The 16,310-nt window shown below is 71.7% G+C and carries 16 protein-coding genes; 4 read left to right on the top strand and 12 right to left on the bottom strand.

Annotation, left to right across the window (positions count from 1 at the left end; all coding sequences use genetic code 11):
* Positions 1-37 precede the first annotated feature (37 nt).
* Complete coding sequence (locus CSIV_RS08190; RefSeq protein WP_077050910.1) at positions 38-862, bottom strand: FAD binding domain-containing protein; 825 nt, start codon at positions 860-862, stop codon at positions 38-40.
* A 3-nt stretch (positions 863-865) separates the two neighbouring features.
* Positions 866-1,480, bottom strand: coding sequence for a pyridoxine/pyridoxamine 5'-phosphate oxidase (locus CSIV_RS08185; RefSeq protein ID WP_077050909.1), 615 nt, complete (start codon positions 1,478-1,480; stop codon positions 866-868).
* Positions 1,481-1,586: 106 nt separating this feature from the next.
* On the opposite strand from CSIV_RS08185, the gene CSIV_RS08180 reads away from it, so the two are divergent.
* Positions 1,587-2,609, top strand: a complete 1,023-nt coding sequence (locus tag CSIV_RS08180) for a methylenetetrahydrofolate reductase C-terminal domain-containing protein (RefSeq protein WP_077050908.1) — start codon at positions 1,587-1,589, stop codon at positions 2,607-2,609.
* Positions 2,610-2,755: 146 nt separating this feature from the next.
* On the opposite strand, the gene CSIV_RS08175 is transcribed toward CSIV_RS08180, so the two are convergent.
* The 3 genes from CSIV_RS08175 to CSIV_RS18355 all read right to left on the bottom strand — a co-directional run bounded on the left by CSIV_RS08175 (position 2,756) and on the right by CSIV_RS18355 (position 5,080).
* On the bottom strand, positions 2,756-3,520 hold the full coding sequence (locus CSIV_RS08175) for a GNAT family N-acetyltransferase (RefSeq protein ID WP_077050907.1): 765 nt from the start codon (positions 3,518-3,520) through the stop codon (positions 2,756-2,758).
* A 170-nt stretch (positions 3,521-3,690) separates the two neighbouring features.
* A complete protein-coding gene (locus CSIV_RS08170; protein ID WP_077050906.1) occupies positions 3,691-4,395 on the bottom strand; it encodes an SDR family NAD(P)-dependent oxidoreductase in 705 nt (234 codons plus the stop codon).
* Between the two features lie 184 nt (positions 4,396-4,579).
* Positions 4,580-5,080, bottom strand: coding sequence for a pyridoxamine 5'-phosphate oxidase family protein (locus CSIV_RS18355; RefSeq protein WP_077050905.1), 501 nt, complete (start codon positions 5,078-5,080; stop codon positions 4,580-4,582).
* Positions 5,081-5,292: 212 nt separating this feature from the next.
* Here CSIV_RS18355 and CSIV_RS08160 point away from each other — a divergent pair, with 212 nt between their 5' ends.
* Both CSIV_RS08160 and CSIV_RS08155 read left to right on the top strand, forming a co-directional pair.
* Positions 5,293-6,258: an alpha/beta hydrolase gene (locus CSIV_RS08160; RefSeq protein WP_160897607.1), complete on the top strand. Its 966-nt coding sequence runs from the start codon at positions 5,293-5,295 to the stop codon at positions 6,256-6,258.
* Positions 6,259-6,414: 156 nt separating this feature from the next.
* Complete coding sequence (locus CSIV_RS08155) at positions 6,415-7,791, top strand: amidohydrolase family protein (protein ID WP_077050904.1); 1,377 nt, start codon at positions 6,415-6,417, stop codon at positions 7,789-7,791.
* A gap of 169 nt (positions 7,792-7,960) precedes the next feature.
* Here CSIV_RS08155 and CSIV_RS08150 read toward each other — a convergent pair whose 3' ends face one another.
* Genes CSIV_RS08150 through phnD form a run of 6 tightly spaced genes read right to left on the bottom strand, consistent with a single transcriptional unit; the run spans position 7,961 to position 14,449 of the window.
* Positions 7,961-9,082, bottom strand: coding sequence for an alcohol dehydrogenase catalytic domain-containing protein (locus CSIV_RS08150; protein ID WP_077050903.1), 1,122 nt, complete (start codon positions 9,080-9,082; stop codon positions 7,961-7,963).
* Positions 9,079-9,750 carry a phosphonatase-like hydrolase gene (locus CSIV_RS08145; protein ID WP_077050902.1) on the bottom strand — a complete coding sequence of 224 codons (672 nt, stop codon included), beginning with the start codon at positions 9,748-9,750 and terminating at the stop codon, positions 9,079-9,081. The genes CSIV_RS08150 and CSIV_RS08145 overlap by 4 nt, the downstream gene beginning before the upstream one ends.
* Positions 9,747-10,838: a TIGR03364 family FAD-dependent oxidoreductase gene (locus tag CSIV_RS08140; protein WP_077050901.1), complete on the bottom strand. Its 1,092-nt coding sequence runs from the start codon at positions 10,836-10,838 to the stop codon at positions 9,747-9,749. Before CSIV_RS08140 ends, CSIV_RS08145 begins: the two co-directional genes overlap by 4 nt.
* Entirely contained in the window at positions 10,835-12,631 is a 1,797-nt protein-coding gene (locus CSIV_RS08135) for a PhnE/PtxC family ABC transporter permease (protein ID WP_083735057.1), read from the bottom strand. The genes CSIV_RS08140 and CSIV_RS08135 overlap by 4 nt, the downstream gene beginning before the upstream one ends.
* Positions 12,628-13,491, bottom strand: coding sequence for a phosphonate ABC transporter ATP-binding protein (phnC, locus tag CSIV_RS08130; RefSeq protein WP_077050900.1), 864 nt, complete (start codon positions 13,489-13,491; stop codon positions 12,628-12,630). Before phnC ends, CSIV_RS08135 begins: the two co-directional genes overlap by 4 nt.
* Positions 13,492-13,510: 19 nt before the next feature.
* Entirely contained in the window at positions 13,511-14,449 is a 939-nt protein-coding gene (gene phnD, locus CSIV_RS08125; protein WP_077050899.1) for a phosphate/phosphite/phosphonate ABC transporter substrate-binding protein, read from the bottom strand.
* 192 nt (positions 14,450-14,641) lie between these two features.
* Here phnD and CSIV_RS08120 point away from each other — a divergent pair, with 192 nt between their 5' ends.
* Complete coding sequence (locus CSIV_RS08120) at positions 14,642-15,397, top strand: GntR family transcriptional regulator (protein ID WP_077050898.1); 756 nt, start codon at positions 14,642-14,644, stop codon at positions 15,395-15,397.
* Here the strand turns inward: CSIV_RS08120 and CSIV_RS08115 are convergent, their stop codons facing one another.
* The gene (locus CSIV_RS08115) at positions 15,398-16,273 is read right to left on the bottom strand and encodes a hypothetical protein (RefSeq protein ID WP_077050897.1); all 876 of its coding nucleotides are present in this window, start codon (positions 16,271-16,273) and stop codon (positions 15,398-15,400) included.
* Between the last annotated feature and the right edge of the window lie 37 nt (positions 16,274-16,310).

The raw sequence follows: 16,310 nt of genomic DNA, 5'->3' as shown, positions 1-16,310 counted from the left end.
TCCTCCTGCTGGACCGTGCCGGCTCGGTGTCGCGTGCTCACGCGGCGACCTCGCGCGCGAACCTCGCGCGCAACCGCTCCGCGAGCACCACGCTCACCCCGCGCCGCCAGTCGGCGCTCCCGAGCGGATCGGTGTAGAAATCGGTGGCGGATGCCACGGCATCCCGAAGCTCGCCCGCACCGGGGATGCGCGCGAATCGCAGCACGCGCGGCCGACGCACCGCGGCCGTGACGACGAACACCGATGACCCGTCCGGATCGACGCGGGCCGTAACCACTGACCCGGAGCGGCCGAGCTCGGCCAACGCGATCTTCTGCAGACCGACGCGCGAGGCGAGGGCCGCGAGGGGGACGTCGAGCGCGCGAACGACCTCGCCGCGCTCGAGCGAGGTCGCGGCGTTGTCGATGACGAGTTCCGCGACGGCGATCCGGCGCTCGCCGCCGTCGGGCGTCCAGATCAGGGCCGTGGCATCCAGGGTCGAGAGGAAGGCGATCATCGCGCCCGCCGCGAACGCCTGGCAGACGTTGCCGCCGACGGTGGCGGTGTTCCAGATCTTGAACGACGCGAGCAGCGCGTCGGCCGACGGCCGCGCGAGCGCGAGCGATGTCCACGCCGCGGGCGCCTCGCGCTCGACCCACGCCAGGAGCCGCGCGATCGTGCAGGTCGCCCCGATGCGCAGGCCCTCGTCGGTGACCTCGACGTCGGGCCAGCCGAGGGTGGTGAGATCGACGAACCCGGTGGTGTGCGGCTGCGGTTCGCTCATGATCCACGTTCCGCCGGCCATGACGACCTCGCCGGGGGCGAGCGCGAGATCCGCCCGGGTGCGAGCGGCGCGGTACGAGGTGACGGTGGTGATGTCCACGCGTCAGCCCGCCAGGATCTCGCCCGACCAGGCTCCATCGGCGAGTCGGTAGTGCTGACGGGTGCTCTGCCCGGCGGGGTCGCCGCGCCAGAACGTCAGGGTCAGGGGACGCAGCCGGAAACCCACCCAGCGCTGCGGCGGGTCGAGGATCGGGTGCGAGGAATCGAACTCGGCCCACACACGCCGACGCTCGTCGGCGGGGAGCTGTGCGTTGTCGAGCGTGTTCATCCAGGCCAGCAGCTGCAGATACCGCGACCGCTGCGCGTACACGGCGGCGGCCTCGCGCGCGCTCACGCGCTCGACGATCCCGCGGACGACGAGCTGCCGACCCACCTCGGGCCACGCGACCGCCATCGCCGCGACGGGATTCGCCGCGATCTCGGTGACCTTGGCGCTGGCGGAGTCGGTGTGGAAGTAGAGGCCCGTGGCATCCCGATCGCTCACGAGCACGTGGCGGAGCGAAGGCAGTCCGTCGCGTCCGATCGTCGACAGCGCGGCGAGGGGCCGCAGCTCGCTGTCGTGCGGCGGAAGCCATCGCACCATCAGCGCCAGCGGGTCGGCGACGAGGGCGTCGGCCTCGTCGATGTCGGAACCGAACGTGGTACCTGCCGTGATCATGGCCACCTCCGGGGTGCAGTGTCATCGCTGAGCGTAGGCATCGTGCATTTCGGCGATGTTGCCGCCATGAACATTCGCTGAAACACAGGGTTCGTACACTCCGGGCATGACCCTGCTGCCCCTGCTGGACGCGTGCCCCAAGCGCATGGAATACGGCCCGTGCGGGGGCGTCGGCTTCGACGGATCGTGCGAGATCGACGCGGAGCACACGTGCGCGTTCCTGCCGCGCGGCACGGTGCCGTGGACGGGCGTCGACCGCGTCTCGGCACCTGCCCCAGGCCCCCGCAGCGCTGCCGCCGCGGAGACCCTGGCCTCGCTCGGCACGCGTCCGTGGGTCGTGGCCGACCTCCCCGCGCGGGCGCTGAGCGTGGCATCCATCGACTCGTGCGCCGCGGTGCTGGCCGGAGAAGTGGATGCCGTCCTCGCCGGCGACGCGGGAACCGCGCGCGTCCAGTTCCCCCCGGCCTACCGCGCCCACCTGCTGCAGCGCGCGGGGCTGCGGGTGTGGACGGGGCTGAACATGCGCGACCGCAACCGCGTGGCGATCGAGGGGGAGCTGGCGGCCCTGGCCGTCGAGGGGGTGGCCGGGGTGCACTGCGTGACCGGCGACCACACCCGCACGGGGCACCGGCCCGATGCCGCGCCCGTGTTCGACCTCGACTCGACCGAGGCCGCCGCCCTCGCCCGTGCCGCCGGACACGTCGTGTCGGTCGCGGCGTCGCCGGTCGCGCCGCCGGTGGAGCGTCGGGCCGCGCGGCTGCGCGAGAAGCTGCGCGCCGGCGCCGACGTCTGCTTCGTGAACCACGCCGGGGGAGCGGAACCGGTGCGGCGGTTCATCGACTCCGTGGCCGCCCCGGTGCGGTTCATCCCGTGCGTGCCGGTCGTCGTGGACCACGCCTCGGCCGACGTGCTGGAGTCGTTCACGACGCTCGCGGTGCCGGACGGGTTCCTCGCGCGCATCCGCGGCGCCGCCGACCCCCGCGCCGAGGGCATCGCGCTCGCGGTCGCGCTCGCCGAGGAGATGCTCGCGATCCCGGGCGTCGTCGGCGTGAACCTGTCGGGCGGACGCGACGGCGGCGAAGAGTCGTTCGCCGAGGCCCAGGCGGAGATCGCGCGGCGGCTGCGCTGACGCCGGCCGGGGACACAACGAAGGAGAACAGCGGCCCGGGGTGGTGGCATCCGGGGTGCAGATCTCCTGCGTTGTGTCCGCCGGGGGTGCGCGGATGCCGCGGAGGCGGCGGCTTCGCGGGAGTTGTGCGGTGTCGCGCCGGCGGGTCAGGCCGGAGTGCGGACCGCGGCGAACCGGTTGACCCGGCGGTGCGCGAAGCCGAGGCGCTCGTACGCCGCGATCGCGCCGACATTCGTCGCGGCCGCGTGCATCATGGCGCGGTCGCCGCGTTGCTGGATGTGGAACGCGACGTCCAGCACGAGCCGCGAGGCGAGGCCCTGCCGCCGGTGTTCCTCGTCGACGGCGACGGCGCTGATCTCGGTCCACCCGGTCGGGTGGAGCCGCTCGCCGGCCATCGCGACCAGGCGTCCTCCGCGACGGATGCCGATGTACCGGCCCAGCTCGTACGTGCGGGGCCGGAAGGGTCCGGGCTGGTTCCGATCGACGATCGCCATCATCTCGGCCGCGTCGGCGGCGTCGAGCTCGACCGCCACGTCGAACGGCCGCGGCTGCAGCGCCGGGGTCTCGACGAGCTGAACGCCCTCGCCCCCACCGAGGAACTCCCACCCGTCCGGGATCTCCCCCTCGTAGCCCGACAGGCCGACCTCGGCGCCCGCGCCGACGAGGTCGCGCAGCGCATCCCAGACGCCCGGGTCGTCCCACGTCCGCACGGCCACGAACGGGGCCACGTCCTCCGGATACCGCCGTACCAGGTCGCCGCCGATCGCGAAGTGCGCGTGCGGCCCCGCGAGCGAGTGCCACGCGGCGTTGTCGAGCACCGCGGCGTTGTCGAGCGGAGCGCCCGTTGAAGCGTCGACGCGGGCGGAGTCGTCGGCGGTCGAGGCGGTGGGAGAGAGATCGGCCGAGCTCATGGCATCCATTCCGGGTGGGGTACCCGGAATGCAACGCCGGACGGGGCGGGTCATTCCCAGTCCTCGGCGAGCCGAACTCCCGAGAGACTGCCGTGTCGGAGAGCCGTGGCCGTCGGATTCGGCTGGGCGACTCGATTTCTCAGGAGTTTCCGCCCGCCGCCCCCGCGTGCTCAGTGCATGATCATGCCGCCGGTGACGTTGATCGCCTGGCCGGTGAGGTAGCCCCCGGCGGGCGAGGCGAGGAAGTGCGTCACCCCGGCGACGTCCTCCGGGATGCCGAGGCGACCGAGCGGCGACTTCGCGCTCCACGCCGCGACGTCGGCCTCGGACCGGGTGTCGGCGCCCATGTCGGTGAGCACGTACCCCGGGCAGACGGCGTTGACGGTGACGCCGTGGCATCCCCATTCCTGCGCCCCGGCGCGCGTGAGCGCCACGACCGCCGCCTTCGACGCCGCGTAGTGCCCCTCGCCGCCGCCGCCGTGCTTGGCGGCCATGCTCGCGATGTTGACGATCGAGCCCTGCCGGGCCTCGAGCATCACGGGGGCGACCGCCTGCATCGTGACGAGGGTCGCGCGGGCGTTGATGTCGAGGACGCGATCCCAGTCGTCGACGGTGATGTCCAGGAGCGACGCGTGCTGGAAGATCCCGGCGCAGTTCACCAGGACGTCGACGCCGCCGAGCGCCTCGATCGCCTCGCCCACCGCGCGCCGCGTGTCGAGCGGGTCGAGAAGATCGACCGGGAAGAAGGATGCCGAGCAGCCCGCGGGCGCGCGCCGGTCGAGCACCGCGACCTCCGCGCCGTCGGCCGTGAAGCGCTGGACGATGGCGGCGCCGATGCCGCCGGAACCCCCGGTCACGATGACGCGCTGCGACATGGTTCTCCTCACCCGGGCGTCGGGAGCGCCCGTCGGCGTCACCGTACGCCCGGGCGCGAACGGCCCCGCGACGCGGGTGTTTCGGCGGCGTAACGGGGCGCCGTGGCGTCGTCCCGGCGGCCCCTCCGCGCGAGAAACGGCGTTCGCGTCCAGAAACGGCGGGTCGTCCCGTTTCTGGCCGGGATCAGCGTTTATCGGCGGGGGCCGCGAGCATCGCCCACACCTCGGTGACGTCGACCTCGAGCCGGGCATCGGTCCCGCGCGAGCGCCAGGCGTCGCGATCGAAGACGAACGCCCGCTCCGCCTCGAGCACGTACAGCCGCTTCGTCGGCACGTCGAGCACCGTCGCCGGATCGTCGTCGCCGGCATCGCGGGGGAGCCGCGCGCCCAGCACCGCACGGATCGCCGAGGCCTCGGCATCCACCTCCCGCGCCGCGAAAGCCAGCTGCACGCCGTCGGCGTCGGCGGGCGCGGCCGTGGAGTCGAAGACGACCCCGGATGCCATCCTCGACGCCGCGATCGCGCGCGCGTGCCGCGACGAGACGTCGGACTCGACGTACAGACCCCGCGGGAGGAGCCGGTACTGCGCCGCCGCAGTCCAGGGGCCGTCGGCGTCGGCGGTGCCGATCACGACGAAACGCTGGGTCGCGAGGATCGCGGCCGCGCGCTGCACGGGAGAGGTCATGCGGCCATGTTTCGGCATGTGGGCGACGGCGGTGTTTCCGCGCCGTAACGCTTGCCGCGGCGGGCCCAGTTCCGGCGCCCGAGGGTGTATCGAGGGTGTTGAGTGTCCAAGACACGCGGACGTGGTCGCGGGGCATCCGCGTGTCTTGGACACTGACTGGTCGCCGCACCCGCGCCACCCGCCCGACCGCACCGCCCGACCCGAGGAGCACCGTGAGCGACAGCGTCCACCCCGCGATCACCGACCCCGGCGTCCGCGCGCACCTCGCGCGTCTCGCGGCGCGGGCGGGCACGATCCCCTCGGGAGCAACGGATGCCGAGGGTGACGACGCCGCGCGGATCGCCGAGCTGCGCGCCAACCCGTCGTGGGTGCGGCTGCCCGACGACGACGTGGTCGAGTCGATCGACACCGCCGACGGCGACCTCGCCCTGCGGCTCTACCGGCCGAGGGCGGGGCACCGCGGGACGCTCGTGTTCGCCCACGGCGGCGGCTGGGTCGCGGGCGACCTCGACAACAACGACGCCCTGTGCCGCGCGCTCGCCGCGGCCACCGGCGCGCAGGTGCTGAGCGTCGACTACCGCCTCGCGCCCGAGCACCCTTTCCCCGCGGGTCTCGACGACCTCGACCGCGCGCTGCGCTTCGCCGCCGCGGGAGCCGGCGGTCTCGTCGATCCCGCGCTCCTCGGCGTCGCCGGGCACAGCGCGGGCGGCAACCTCGCCGCCGCTCTGGCGTTGCGCTCCCGCGAGGCTCGGGCCCCCGGCATCCGGATCCAGGTTCTACTGTGCCCCGTGCTCGACGCCCCCGATCCCGACCGGCCCAGCTACCGTGCGCACACCGAGAACCTGCCGCTGACCGCGAAGGGCATGCAGTGGTACTGGGGGCTGTACGTTCAGGATGCCGCGGGGGCGGGCGCCGCCGCCCCGGTGCCCGTCGAGGCCGCGCCGTTGCGCGCGCCGGAGCTCGCCGGTTCGGCTCCGGCCGTGATCGTCGCGGCGGGCGTCGACCCGCTGTCGGACGAAGCCGAGGAGTACGTCGAGCGGCTGACGGCATCCGGAACCCCCGTCGAGTTCGTGCGGCGGGAGGGGGTTCCGCACCTGTTCCTGGTGTTCCCGTCGACGCCCGCGCGCGACGCCGTGCTGGCGGCGGTGGCACCGGCGGTGCGGGCGGCGTTCGCCTGACCTTCTCGGACCTCGTCCCATTTGTGGTCGGTCTGACCCCTTCACAGCGACCGTTTGTGGGACATGTTCTGCCGAGAGTGGGACGAGGGACGCCCGCAAACAGCCCGCCACCCTCTCGGAACACCGCGGAAACACGCGATTGTTACCGTCATCAACATGTCGCTTCTGGTCACCAACGCACGGCTCATCACGGTCCCCGCGGGTACCGACGACCCCGGCTACATCGAGCGCGGATACCTGCTCGTCCAGGACGGACGCATCGCCGCGATCGGCGCCGGCGACCCCGCCCCGGGGCTCACGGCCGACGAGATCCTCGACGTCGACGGCAAGTTCGTCGCCCCCGGGTTCGTCTCCTCCCACAGCCACCTCTTCACCAGCGGCTCGCGCGGCCTCGGCGTCGACCAGACGCTGTACGGCTGGTGCACGTCGATGTTCAGCGTTCTCAACAACGCCTCGCCCGACCAGATCTACTGGGCGACGCTGCACGGGTCGCTCGACTTCCTCGCCAACGGCGTGACGACCGCCTACAACTTCACCGACCCGCTGCTGCCATGGGAGCCGATGGTCGAGGGCAAGCGCGCCGACGGCGGCGGCGTCCTGCGCGATCACGCGTGGCACACCCGACAGGCGGATGGATGCCACGACGCGGGACTCCGCTTCGTCGACTCCATCGCCCTGGACGCGACCGTCGGCACCGACGACGAGATCTTCGCCCGGTTCGAGGCCTCCCTCGACCACGTCCTGGCCATGGATCCGGACATCGCGCTCGGCGCCTCGATCATGGGACAGGTGCAGTGGTCGACGCGGCCCGACGCCGCCGAGATCGAGGTCGCCGTCATGGACCGCTTCGGAGTCACGAACCAGGCGCACTTCCTCGAGACGTACGAAGCGATCGAGCACCAGCAGACGAAGTTCCAGCTCTACAAGAACGCCGGCGCCCTGCGCCCCGGCATGATGTTCGGGCACTTCATCCAGACGACGCCCGAGATCATCGCGGATGCCGCCGCCGGCGGCGCCAGCATGTCGTGGCAGCCGGCATCCAACGGGCGTCTCGCGTCGGGCATCGCGCACGTGCCCGAGATGCTCGATCTCGGCATGAAGGTCGGCATGGGCCTGGACGACCAGGCGTGCACCGACGTCGCCGACCCGTGGCAGAACATGCGCATGGGCATGTTCATGCAGCGCGCCCGCACCCACGATCCGCTGTCGATGATGCCCGAGCGGGTCCTCCGCCTGCACACCCTCGGCGGGGCCGAGATCATGGGCGTCGACGACCGCGTCGGCAGCCTCGAGGTCGGGAAGTTCGCCGACTTCGTGGTCGTCGACCCGCGGCTTCCCGACGTCGGCCCGCTGTGGAACCCGGTGCGCAGCTACGTACTCGCGTGCGGCCTGCGCAACCTGAAGCAGGTGTACGTCGGCGGGAAGCTCGTGAACGAGAACGGTGTCTCGACGAACCCGCTCGCCGCGGAGGCGACGCACGTGCTGCACACGGAGCTCCCGGCGCTGGCGGAGGAGTTCGGCGTCATCCTCTGACACGCGTCCACGCCGTCTCGCGTCCGAGACATCGGGCCGGCCCTCGCGGGGCGCTCGGGTGTCCCGGCACGCGACGCTCGGCGGCGGCAGGGGCCGCCCCAGCCCGCGCCTCCGCGATGCCCCGACCCGCCGAGCAGCCGGGGCGCGCATCGGCGCGGCCACGGTCTTCTCAGCGCGCGGAAGGGGAGACGCCCACCCGCACGTGGGCGCCGGTCGAGGCCACCCGGAGCGCGTCGTCGAGCTGCGACAGCGGGTAGGTCGCACCGACCAGTTCCGCGAGGGGGTGCTCGCGGCCGTTGCCGTGCAGCCACCGTGAGGCGGCGACGAGGTGGTCGGGGCCGTAGTTGTGGACGCCCCGCACGGTCAAGAGGTTCCGCACCACGCGCTCGGCGTCCAGCGCCACCGGCGGGGCGGGGAAGACGCTGCCCACCAGTACGACGACGGCACCCACTCCGGCCACCGCCAGGGCGCTCGTCACCGCGGCGGGTGCGCCCGACGCCTCGACGACCACGGTGATCTCCGTCTGCGGCAGGATCTCACGCGGGTCCTGCGCCGGGTCGACGGCCGCGTGAGCGCCGAAACGCACGGCGCGCTCTCGGCGTCGCGGATCGGGGTCGGACACGATGACGCGGGCCCCGCGGTCGCGGGCGATGGCGGTCGCGGTGAGGCCGATCAGGCCCGCCCCCGTGACCAGGACCGTCGCGCCGGCGAGTGGTGTCGCGCCCTCTGCGGCCGCGAGCGCCGCGAACGCGGTGGCCGTTCCGCACGCCAGCGGCGCGAGGACCTCGCCGGGGAGGTCCTCGCCCACCCGGACGATCGCCGTCCCCGTGCGCAGGTGCACGTGGGTGGCGAAGCCGCCGCGCAGCTCCGCGCGGTCGACGACGCGCTCGTGCCCGTACTTCAGGATGGAGCGGCACTTCTGGGGCAGGCCGCGCTCGCAGCGGTCGCATCGGTTGCACGCCGCGAGGATCGACCAGACGACGCGGTCGCCGATGTTCACCGGGCGGTCATCGACGGTCCGCACGGGGCCGTCGCCCAGGGCGACCACGCGGCCCACGTACTCATGACCGAGGACGAGCGGCGCGGGCGCAGCGCGATGGCCCTCGGCGGTGTGCACGTCCGACCCGCAGATCGTCGCGAGCTCGACGGCGACCAGAGCCTCGCCGGGGGTGAGTACGACCCGCGGCACCGCGAGGGTCTCGTGGGCGTGCCCGGGGCCGAGGAAGACGCGCGCCTGCGCGGCTGGTACGAGGTCGACGACCCGCTCGTGAGCGATGGGGAGCACGCTCATCGCCCGACCCTGGCCAGCACGGCGGGCAGGTCGGCGACGGAGTCGATGACCTCCCCGGCCCCCGCCGCCAGGAGATCATCGCGCGTCGACGCTCCGGTCAGCACCCCGACCACGAGGCCCGCGCCCGCGGCGGTACCGCTCCGCGCATCGGAGGGGGTGTCGCCCACCACGGCGACGGCGTCCACTCCCGAGGCGCGGGTTCGGATGAGGGCGGTGAGGTTCAGGTCGGGGGCGGGGCGGCCGCGCCCCACCTCGGCGGGCGTGAGGACGAGGTCGGGCAGGTCGCTCCAGCCGAGTGCGGCGAGGATGCCGTCGGCGGTCTTCTTCGAAAAACCCGTGGTCAGGACGACGCGGCGGCCTTCCGCCTGCAGAGCGCGGATGACGTCTTCCGCCCCCGGAACGGCGGCGGCGCGGCCCTCCTCGACGAGGGCGTCGTAGGCCTCTTCGAAGGCGCGGTTCAGCGCCTGGGCCGCCGGCTCCGACACCAGGTGGCGGAACACCTCGATCTTGGACTGGCCCATCGTCTGCTGCACCCAGAGGACGGCGGCATTCCGATCACCGGTCTCGCCCCGTGCGTCCCACGCGCGAGTGAAGGCCTCGACGACGATGCCGCCGTCCTCCACGGTGGTCCCGGCCATGTCCATGACGATGGTTTCGATGCGGGTCATGAGAGTGCTCCTTGCAGGTCGTCGAGGACGGAGGCGGCGAGTCCGAGACCCGTCGTCATGCCGATGCCGGTGGTGACGGCGACGATGTGGACGCCGTCGGTGGGGGAGGTGCGGAGGAAGTCCTGCGGCGCGCTGGCGTAGACGCCCTGCCAGCGTTGGCGGACGGTCAGGTCGCGGCCGAAGAGCGTCCGGCTCAGGCCCCGAAGCGTGTCGAACGCGCCCTCGTCCTGGAAGGGGGTGACGGTGCTGCCGCGGTAATGCGTGTCACCGACCACCAGGGTCCCGTCCGGGCGCTCGGTGTACATCTCGTTGATGTCGCGTTCGAGCATCTCCGGCTGTTCTCGTGCCAGGCGCGCCCGTAGGGCGCCCGCCGAGGGGGCGTGGGAGAACGCGCTGTACCGCAGCAGCGACGATCCGGTGAGCACCGGAACGTCCAGGCTCACGCCGTCGGTCAGGAGCATGTCGAGCCCGCACCGCTGGACGCCGTACCGCTCCGCGACCTCCGGGTAGAGCTGATCGATGTCGTAGTTCACTGCGATCACGATGTTCTCGGCGCGGATCTCGCCCCGCGACGTGTGGAGGATGCCGGATTCCGCCCCCCACGCCGCAGTGCGCCAGCGGAACTCCACCCCGCATTCGGCGAGGTGACGGGCGATCGCGGGACCCGCCTCGCGCGGGTCGACCTGGAGGTCGTCGTCGACGTGCGCTGCGCCGACCGCACCGACGACGGGCGCCCGACGCCCCGTCTCGTCGGAGCTGAGCATGCGGCCCGCGCCCGACTCCTCGACGACGGCGAGCTCCTCGGCGGTCCGCGCGACCACGAGGGTGCCGTGGCGGCGGATCCAGAACCCCGCACGTTCCGCGAGGTCGAGCCAGATCCCGTGCGAGCGCCGAGCGTACTCCCCGGCCTGCCCGGAGTGGACGTGCGTGCCGATGTGGCCGAAGTTGCGCACGGTGGAGCCCACGATGGCATCCATCCGATCCACCACGACGACGCGGAGGCCTCGTCGGTGCGCGGCCCACGCGTGTCCGAGGCCGACGATGCCCGCGCCGACGACGGCGAGATCGAATTCGGGGGGACGGGTCATTTCAGGGCCTTCCGGATGCCGATGGCGATCGCCTCGATGACGATCACGAGCACGGTGATGAGGATGATGAACATCGACGCCTGCGCGTAGTTCGATACGCGCAGTGAGTCGTACAGGTAGAGACCGATGCCGCCGCCGCCGACGATGCCGAGCAGCGTCGCGGCGCGCACGTTCTGCTCCAGCAGGTACAGCAGATGCCCGACCATCGCCGGAAGCGACAGGGGCAGGGACGACGAGAAGTACACCTGGGCGCGCGTGGCTCCGACCGCGAAGAGCGCGCGCTCCGGCCCGTGCGCGACCTCCTCCAACGAGTCGGCGATGAGCTTGCCGAGCAGGCCCACTCCGCCGATCGCGAGGGCGAGCGTGCCCGCCTGGGCCCCCAGGCCCGTGATGATGACGAAGAAGATCGCGAGGATCAGTTCGGGGATGCCGCGCACGATCAGCAGGAGGCCGCGGAAGGTGCCGCGCACGAGGCGGTTCGGGGCGACATTCGATGCCGCGAGCGAACCGACGATGAGCGACAGCACGGCCGACATCAGTGTGGCGGCGAAAGCGACCTGGAAGGTGACGAGCACGGCACCCCACACCTGCTCGGCGGTGTAGATGCCGAACGTGGGCGGCCACAGGTTGTCTTTCGCGAGCAGGGTGGGCAGGTTTCCCCAGAAGGTGAGCAGATCGCCCCAGGGGGCCTGAGCGGCGACGAAACTCGCGGCGAGGACGGCGACGGTCAGCCACACGGCCACGCGGGAGGCGATCCGCTCGCCCGTCCACGGCTGCTTCATGGCTGCCTGGATCGCCCAGGTGCGGTCCACGCTGCCCTCGGGGGGTCGGACGGCGGACGCGACGGCCGCCGATCGTCGCGAAGCGGCACGCACCAGCCGATCGCCGACGCCACCGCCCACGGGCGAGACGCCGAGGAGCCGGGACCGCACGACGGAGGAGACGACTTCGAACACGATGCACAGCACGACGATGGTGATGGCGATCGGGATGGCGCGGCGGTAGTTCAGCGCGTGGATCGAGTTCGCGAGCTCCAGGCCGAGGCCGGCGACGCCGACGTAACCGAGGATGACGGTCTCGCGCAGGTTGATGTCGGCGCGGTGGAGGCCGATCGCGACCCAGGCCGGGAACGCCTGCGGGACGATGGCCGACCAGAACTGCTGTGCGCCGGTTCCGCCGGTGGAGCGGATCGCGCGACGCGGTCCTTCGTCGACCTGCTCGATGGCATCCGCCATCATCTTCGAGATCATCCCGATGGAGTGCAGGAAGAAGGCCAGGATGCCGGGCAGCGGGCCCAGCGCGAAGAGGAAGACGAAGATGCTGGCGAAGGCGACCGCGGGGATCGCCCGCGAGACGATGCCGATCCCGCGGCAGATCACCATGACGACAGCGTTGGGGGTGGTGGTGCGGGCGGCGCCGTAGGCGATCGGGATGGACACGAGGAAGGCGAGGAACGTTCCGCAGATGACGATGCCGAGGGTCATCACGATCGATGACGCGAACTCACCGACGGGTTCCCAGCCCTCCCACACCAGCGCGTCGCTCGCGCGGTCCCATCGCCAGCCCGGCCAGGCGAACGGCACCGTGCGGGCGAAGAACTGGGGGAGGTTGCCCAGGCTGCCGACGATCGCCGGTATCGAGAAGCCGAGGCCCGAGAGGGAGGCGATCCCCAGGCCGAGGAGGCTCACGAGCGTGAGGATCGAGGCGACCGTCGCGCTCCGCGGGCGAGGGCGGGCGACCGCCGCGATGCGGGCGTGGAGGTCATCCGTCGCGCGGCGTTCGACAAGGGTCATCGCGAGTCTCCCGAGGAGGCCGGCGTCTGCTCGTCGCGGAGAGCGGAGCGCACGTCGGCGAGTTCCCGCTCGATCACGTGCAGTTCGGTCGTCGTGGTGGCGACACGACCGTAGATCTCCATGACCTCGTCGCGACCGATGCCGGCGGTGCGGGTGTCGAGGACGACACGGCCGGCGCGCAGCCCCACGATGCGGTCGGCCCAGTCCAGGGCGAGATCGACCTGGTGGAGGCTGCAGACGACGGTCAATCCTCGTTCGGCGGCGATCTCGCGAATGAGGGCCATGACCTGCGAGCTCGACTCGGGATCCAGCGACGCGACGGGCTCGTCGGCGAGAAGGATCTCGGGGTCCTGCATGAGGGCGCGGGCGATGGCGACGCGCTGCTGCTGTCCGCCCGACAGCGTGTCGGCGCGCTGATAGGCGCGCTCGAGCAATCCGACGCGGTCCAAGTGGCCGAGGGCGCTCAGGCGGAGGGCTTTGGAGTACGACCACAGGCCCAGGCGTGGCCCGCGCACCGTCGACAGCGCCCCGGTCAGAACGTTCTCGAGCACGCTCAGCGGCCCGACGATGTCGAACTGCTGGAAGATGAATCCGATGCGCCCCCGCAGGTGGCGGAGCGCGGCTCCGCGAAGCCCGGCGACGTCCTGGCCGAGGGCCCGGACGCTCCCCGATGTCGGTGTCTCGAGTCCGTCGATGTGTCGGAGCAGCGTGGACTTCCCCGAGCCGGAAAGACCCAGGAGAACGACGATCTCGCCACGCGGGACCGTCAACGACACCCCCGACAGAGCGGGATCGGTGGCGCCGGCGTACGTCTTGCCGAGGTCGGTGATCTCGACGACGGGGGTGTCGTTGACCGTCATGGTGCGATGTCTCCGCGACTCACTGGCAGGATTCGACGGTCGGCAGTTCCGCGCAGAGGTCGCGGATCTGGTCGTAGTAGGAGTCGTCGACGGGCTTCGTGCCCGCGAACCATTCCTTCGCTGCCTTCGCGTCGCTGACCTTCACCCCGGCGGCGATCATGTCGTCCATCGTGGTTTCGCTCAGCTTGGCGACGAGGATGTCCTTGATCTCCTGAGGCAGCTGGTCGGCGTAGACGAGCGGGGCCCCCGGGACCAGCTGGCGGGCGACCTCGACGACGGAGCCGTCGGCGATCTTCGGGTCTGCGACCGCGTCCTCGGCGAAGCCCGCGACGCATTCCGTGCCCGCGGCGACCTTCTCGGCCGACGCGTCGTGCTTCCCCGCGAAGACCGGCGTCAGGTCCTTCGAGGGGTCGACGCCCGCCTCCAGCAGCGCCTTGCTCGGGAAGAGATACCCCGAGGTCGACGTCTCGGACACGAAGCAGACGTTCTTGCCCGCGAAGTCGGCGAGGTCGGCGACGCCGGCCGACGGGTTGGCGATGGCGACGGAGTAGTAGCCGGGCTCCTTCAGGTCGCCGGTCAGCTGACCGGCGAACGGCGTGATCTGGGCGCCGTTCTTCCAGGCGTTGTAGTACGTGAAGCCGGAGAACGCCGCGACGTCGATCTTGCCGGCGATCGATGCCTCGATGAGTGCGGTGTAGTCAGCGGCCTCGAAGTAGTCGACCTGCTTGCCGGTGATGATCGACAGGTACTGACCGAGGGGTTCCCAGTTGTTCTGGGTGGACTCGGTGTCGGGGACGACTCCGAAGATGAGGGTGTCGGATTTGCCGGAGGCGTAGACGCCCTCGGCCGTGGCCGTCTGGCCGGGGGTGTCCGCGGCGCCGGATGCGCACGCGGTGAGCGAGAGGGCGGCGAGACCGAGGGTCGCGCCGACGGCGAGGAGGCGACGAGAGATGCGCATGGCAGTGCCTTTCGGGCGGATGCGGGGTGATCGGGTTCGACTGTCACGGCGTCGTTCTCGCCGCGGCGAACCCGACTCTGCCAGGCTCACCGCCCAGGTGTATACCTACGTTGGCCCTGTTTCACAGTTGTTCACCTATGTGCCGCGGGCTTCTTACTGGGAGTCCTCGTCAAGCGTCGGTAGTCTCGCGGGGTGAGCGACCCCGTGTACAAGCAGATCGCCGACGATCTGCGCCGGCGTATCGACCGCGGCGATCTGGCTCCCGGTGACGAGATCCCCACCGAGGCGGAGCTGGCCACGCGCTGGCAGACCTCCCGAGGCCCGATCCGCAACGCCCTCGGCGCATTGCGCAACGAGGGTCTGATCGAGACCACCAGGGGCCGTCCCGCTCGGGTCGTCGAGAAGAAGGCGGGACAGCGCGTCGATCTCGTCGTCCCGTTCACGCGGTGGGCGCGTGACATCGGAGCGGTGCCCGGGGCGCGGACCGTCGAAGTCGCGCTGCGACGTGCCGACGCGGCGCAAGCGAGGGCGCTCGCGGTCGACCCGGGCACCCCGGTCGTCGATGTGCTGCGGTTGCGACTGCTGGATGACCGACCGACGATGCTCGAGCGTCTGACCTATCTCGAACCGGTGGGGCGGATGCTCTTCGACACGGATCTGGATGCCGTGTCCATCACCGAGTACCTCGAGGGGCGCGGCGTCACATCGTCATCGGTGCAGCACGAGATCGACGCGGTGGCCGCCGACGACACCGACGCCGAATTGCTGCAGGTGGTGCCGGGGCATCCCCTCTTGCGCTTGCGTCGCGTCGCCCGGGATTCCGCGGGGGCTCCCTTCGAGGCTTCGGATGACCGCTATCTGAGCGACATCGTGCGCTTCACCGTGTGGGCCAGTGGACGCTCCGCGACGGGGGACCACTACGTCCGCGCGCTGGGCGCCAGCACCTGATCACGAGGCGATGAGCGCGATGCCGCCGACGACCACGACCGAGACCCCGAGGCGCAGGGCCGGGCTGCTCTCGCGCAGCACCACCACCCCGTAGAGCGACACGATGACCACGCTCACTTCGCGGAGGGGTGCGACGAGCGCGAGCGGAGCGATGGCGACGGCCGTGAGCACGAGGATGTACGCGAGCGGCGAGAGGATTCCGAAGGCGACGAGGGTGCGCCATTGCTCGCGCACGACGGGGACGACCGAGGGCAGGCACCGTCCGAGGATCGCCGTGAAGAGGAGCGTCTCCAGGAAGGTGCATCCCACCATGAACGCCACGGGGCTGATTCCCCAGGTGCGCACCGCGGCGGTGTCCCAGAGTGTGTAGGCGGCGATCGCCACCCCTGTCAGCACGCCGAACACGAGGGCGGGATCGACCCGCTTGCCGGTGGTCCCACGGCCGCGCCTGCCGATGAGTCCGGCGCCGACGACGCCCGCGATGATCAGGGCGATGCCCACGAGGGAGAGTGGCGACGGGCGCTCGCCGAGCACGGCGATGGCCACGACGACGCTCAGCAGGGGCCCCACTCCCCGGGCCGTCGCGTACACGGTGGACAGGTCACCGGAGGTGTACCCGCGCTGCAGAACGAGCATGTAGCCGACGTGGATCAGGGCCGATACGCCGATGCCGGCGAGGAAGCCGCCGACGTCGGTCGTACCGATACCCCCGGTCACCGGGACCGCCGCGGCCCAGATTACCGTGCTGCAGAGCGACCCCGCCCAGAGGAACGGCACGCCCGATCGGCTGGACCCGTGGGCGATGACATTCCACGCGGCGTGGGTGATCGCGGCGGCGAAGACGAGGACGAAAGCGAAAGAGGACACGGGACCCATCTGCGTGTCGCGGGCGCGACAAGCGGGTCCTCCAGGC

This window comes from Microbacterium sp. CSI-V (assembly GCF_001984105.1).
Taxonomy (GTDB): Bacteria; Actinomycetota; Actinomycetes; order Actinomycetales; family Microbacteriaceae; genus Microbacterium.
This window is presented reverse-complemented; position numbering and strand designations above follow the sequence as displayed.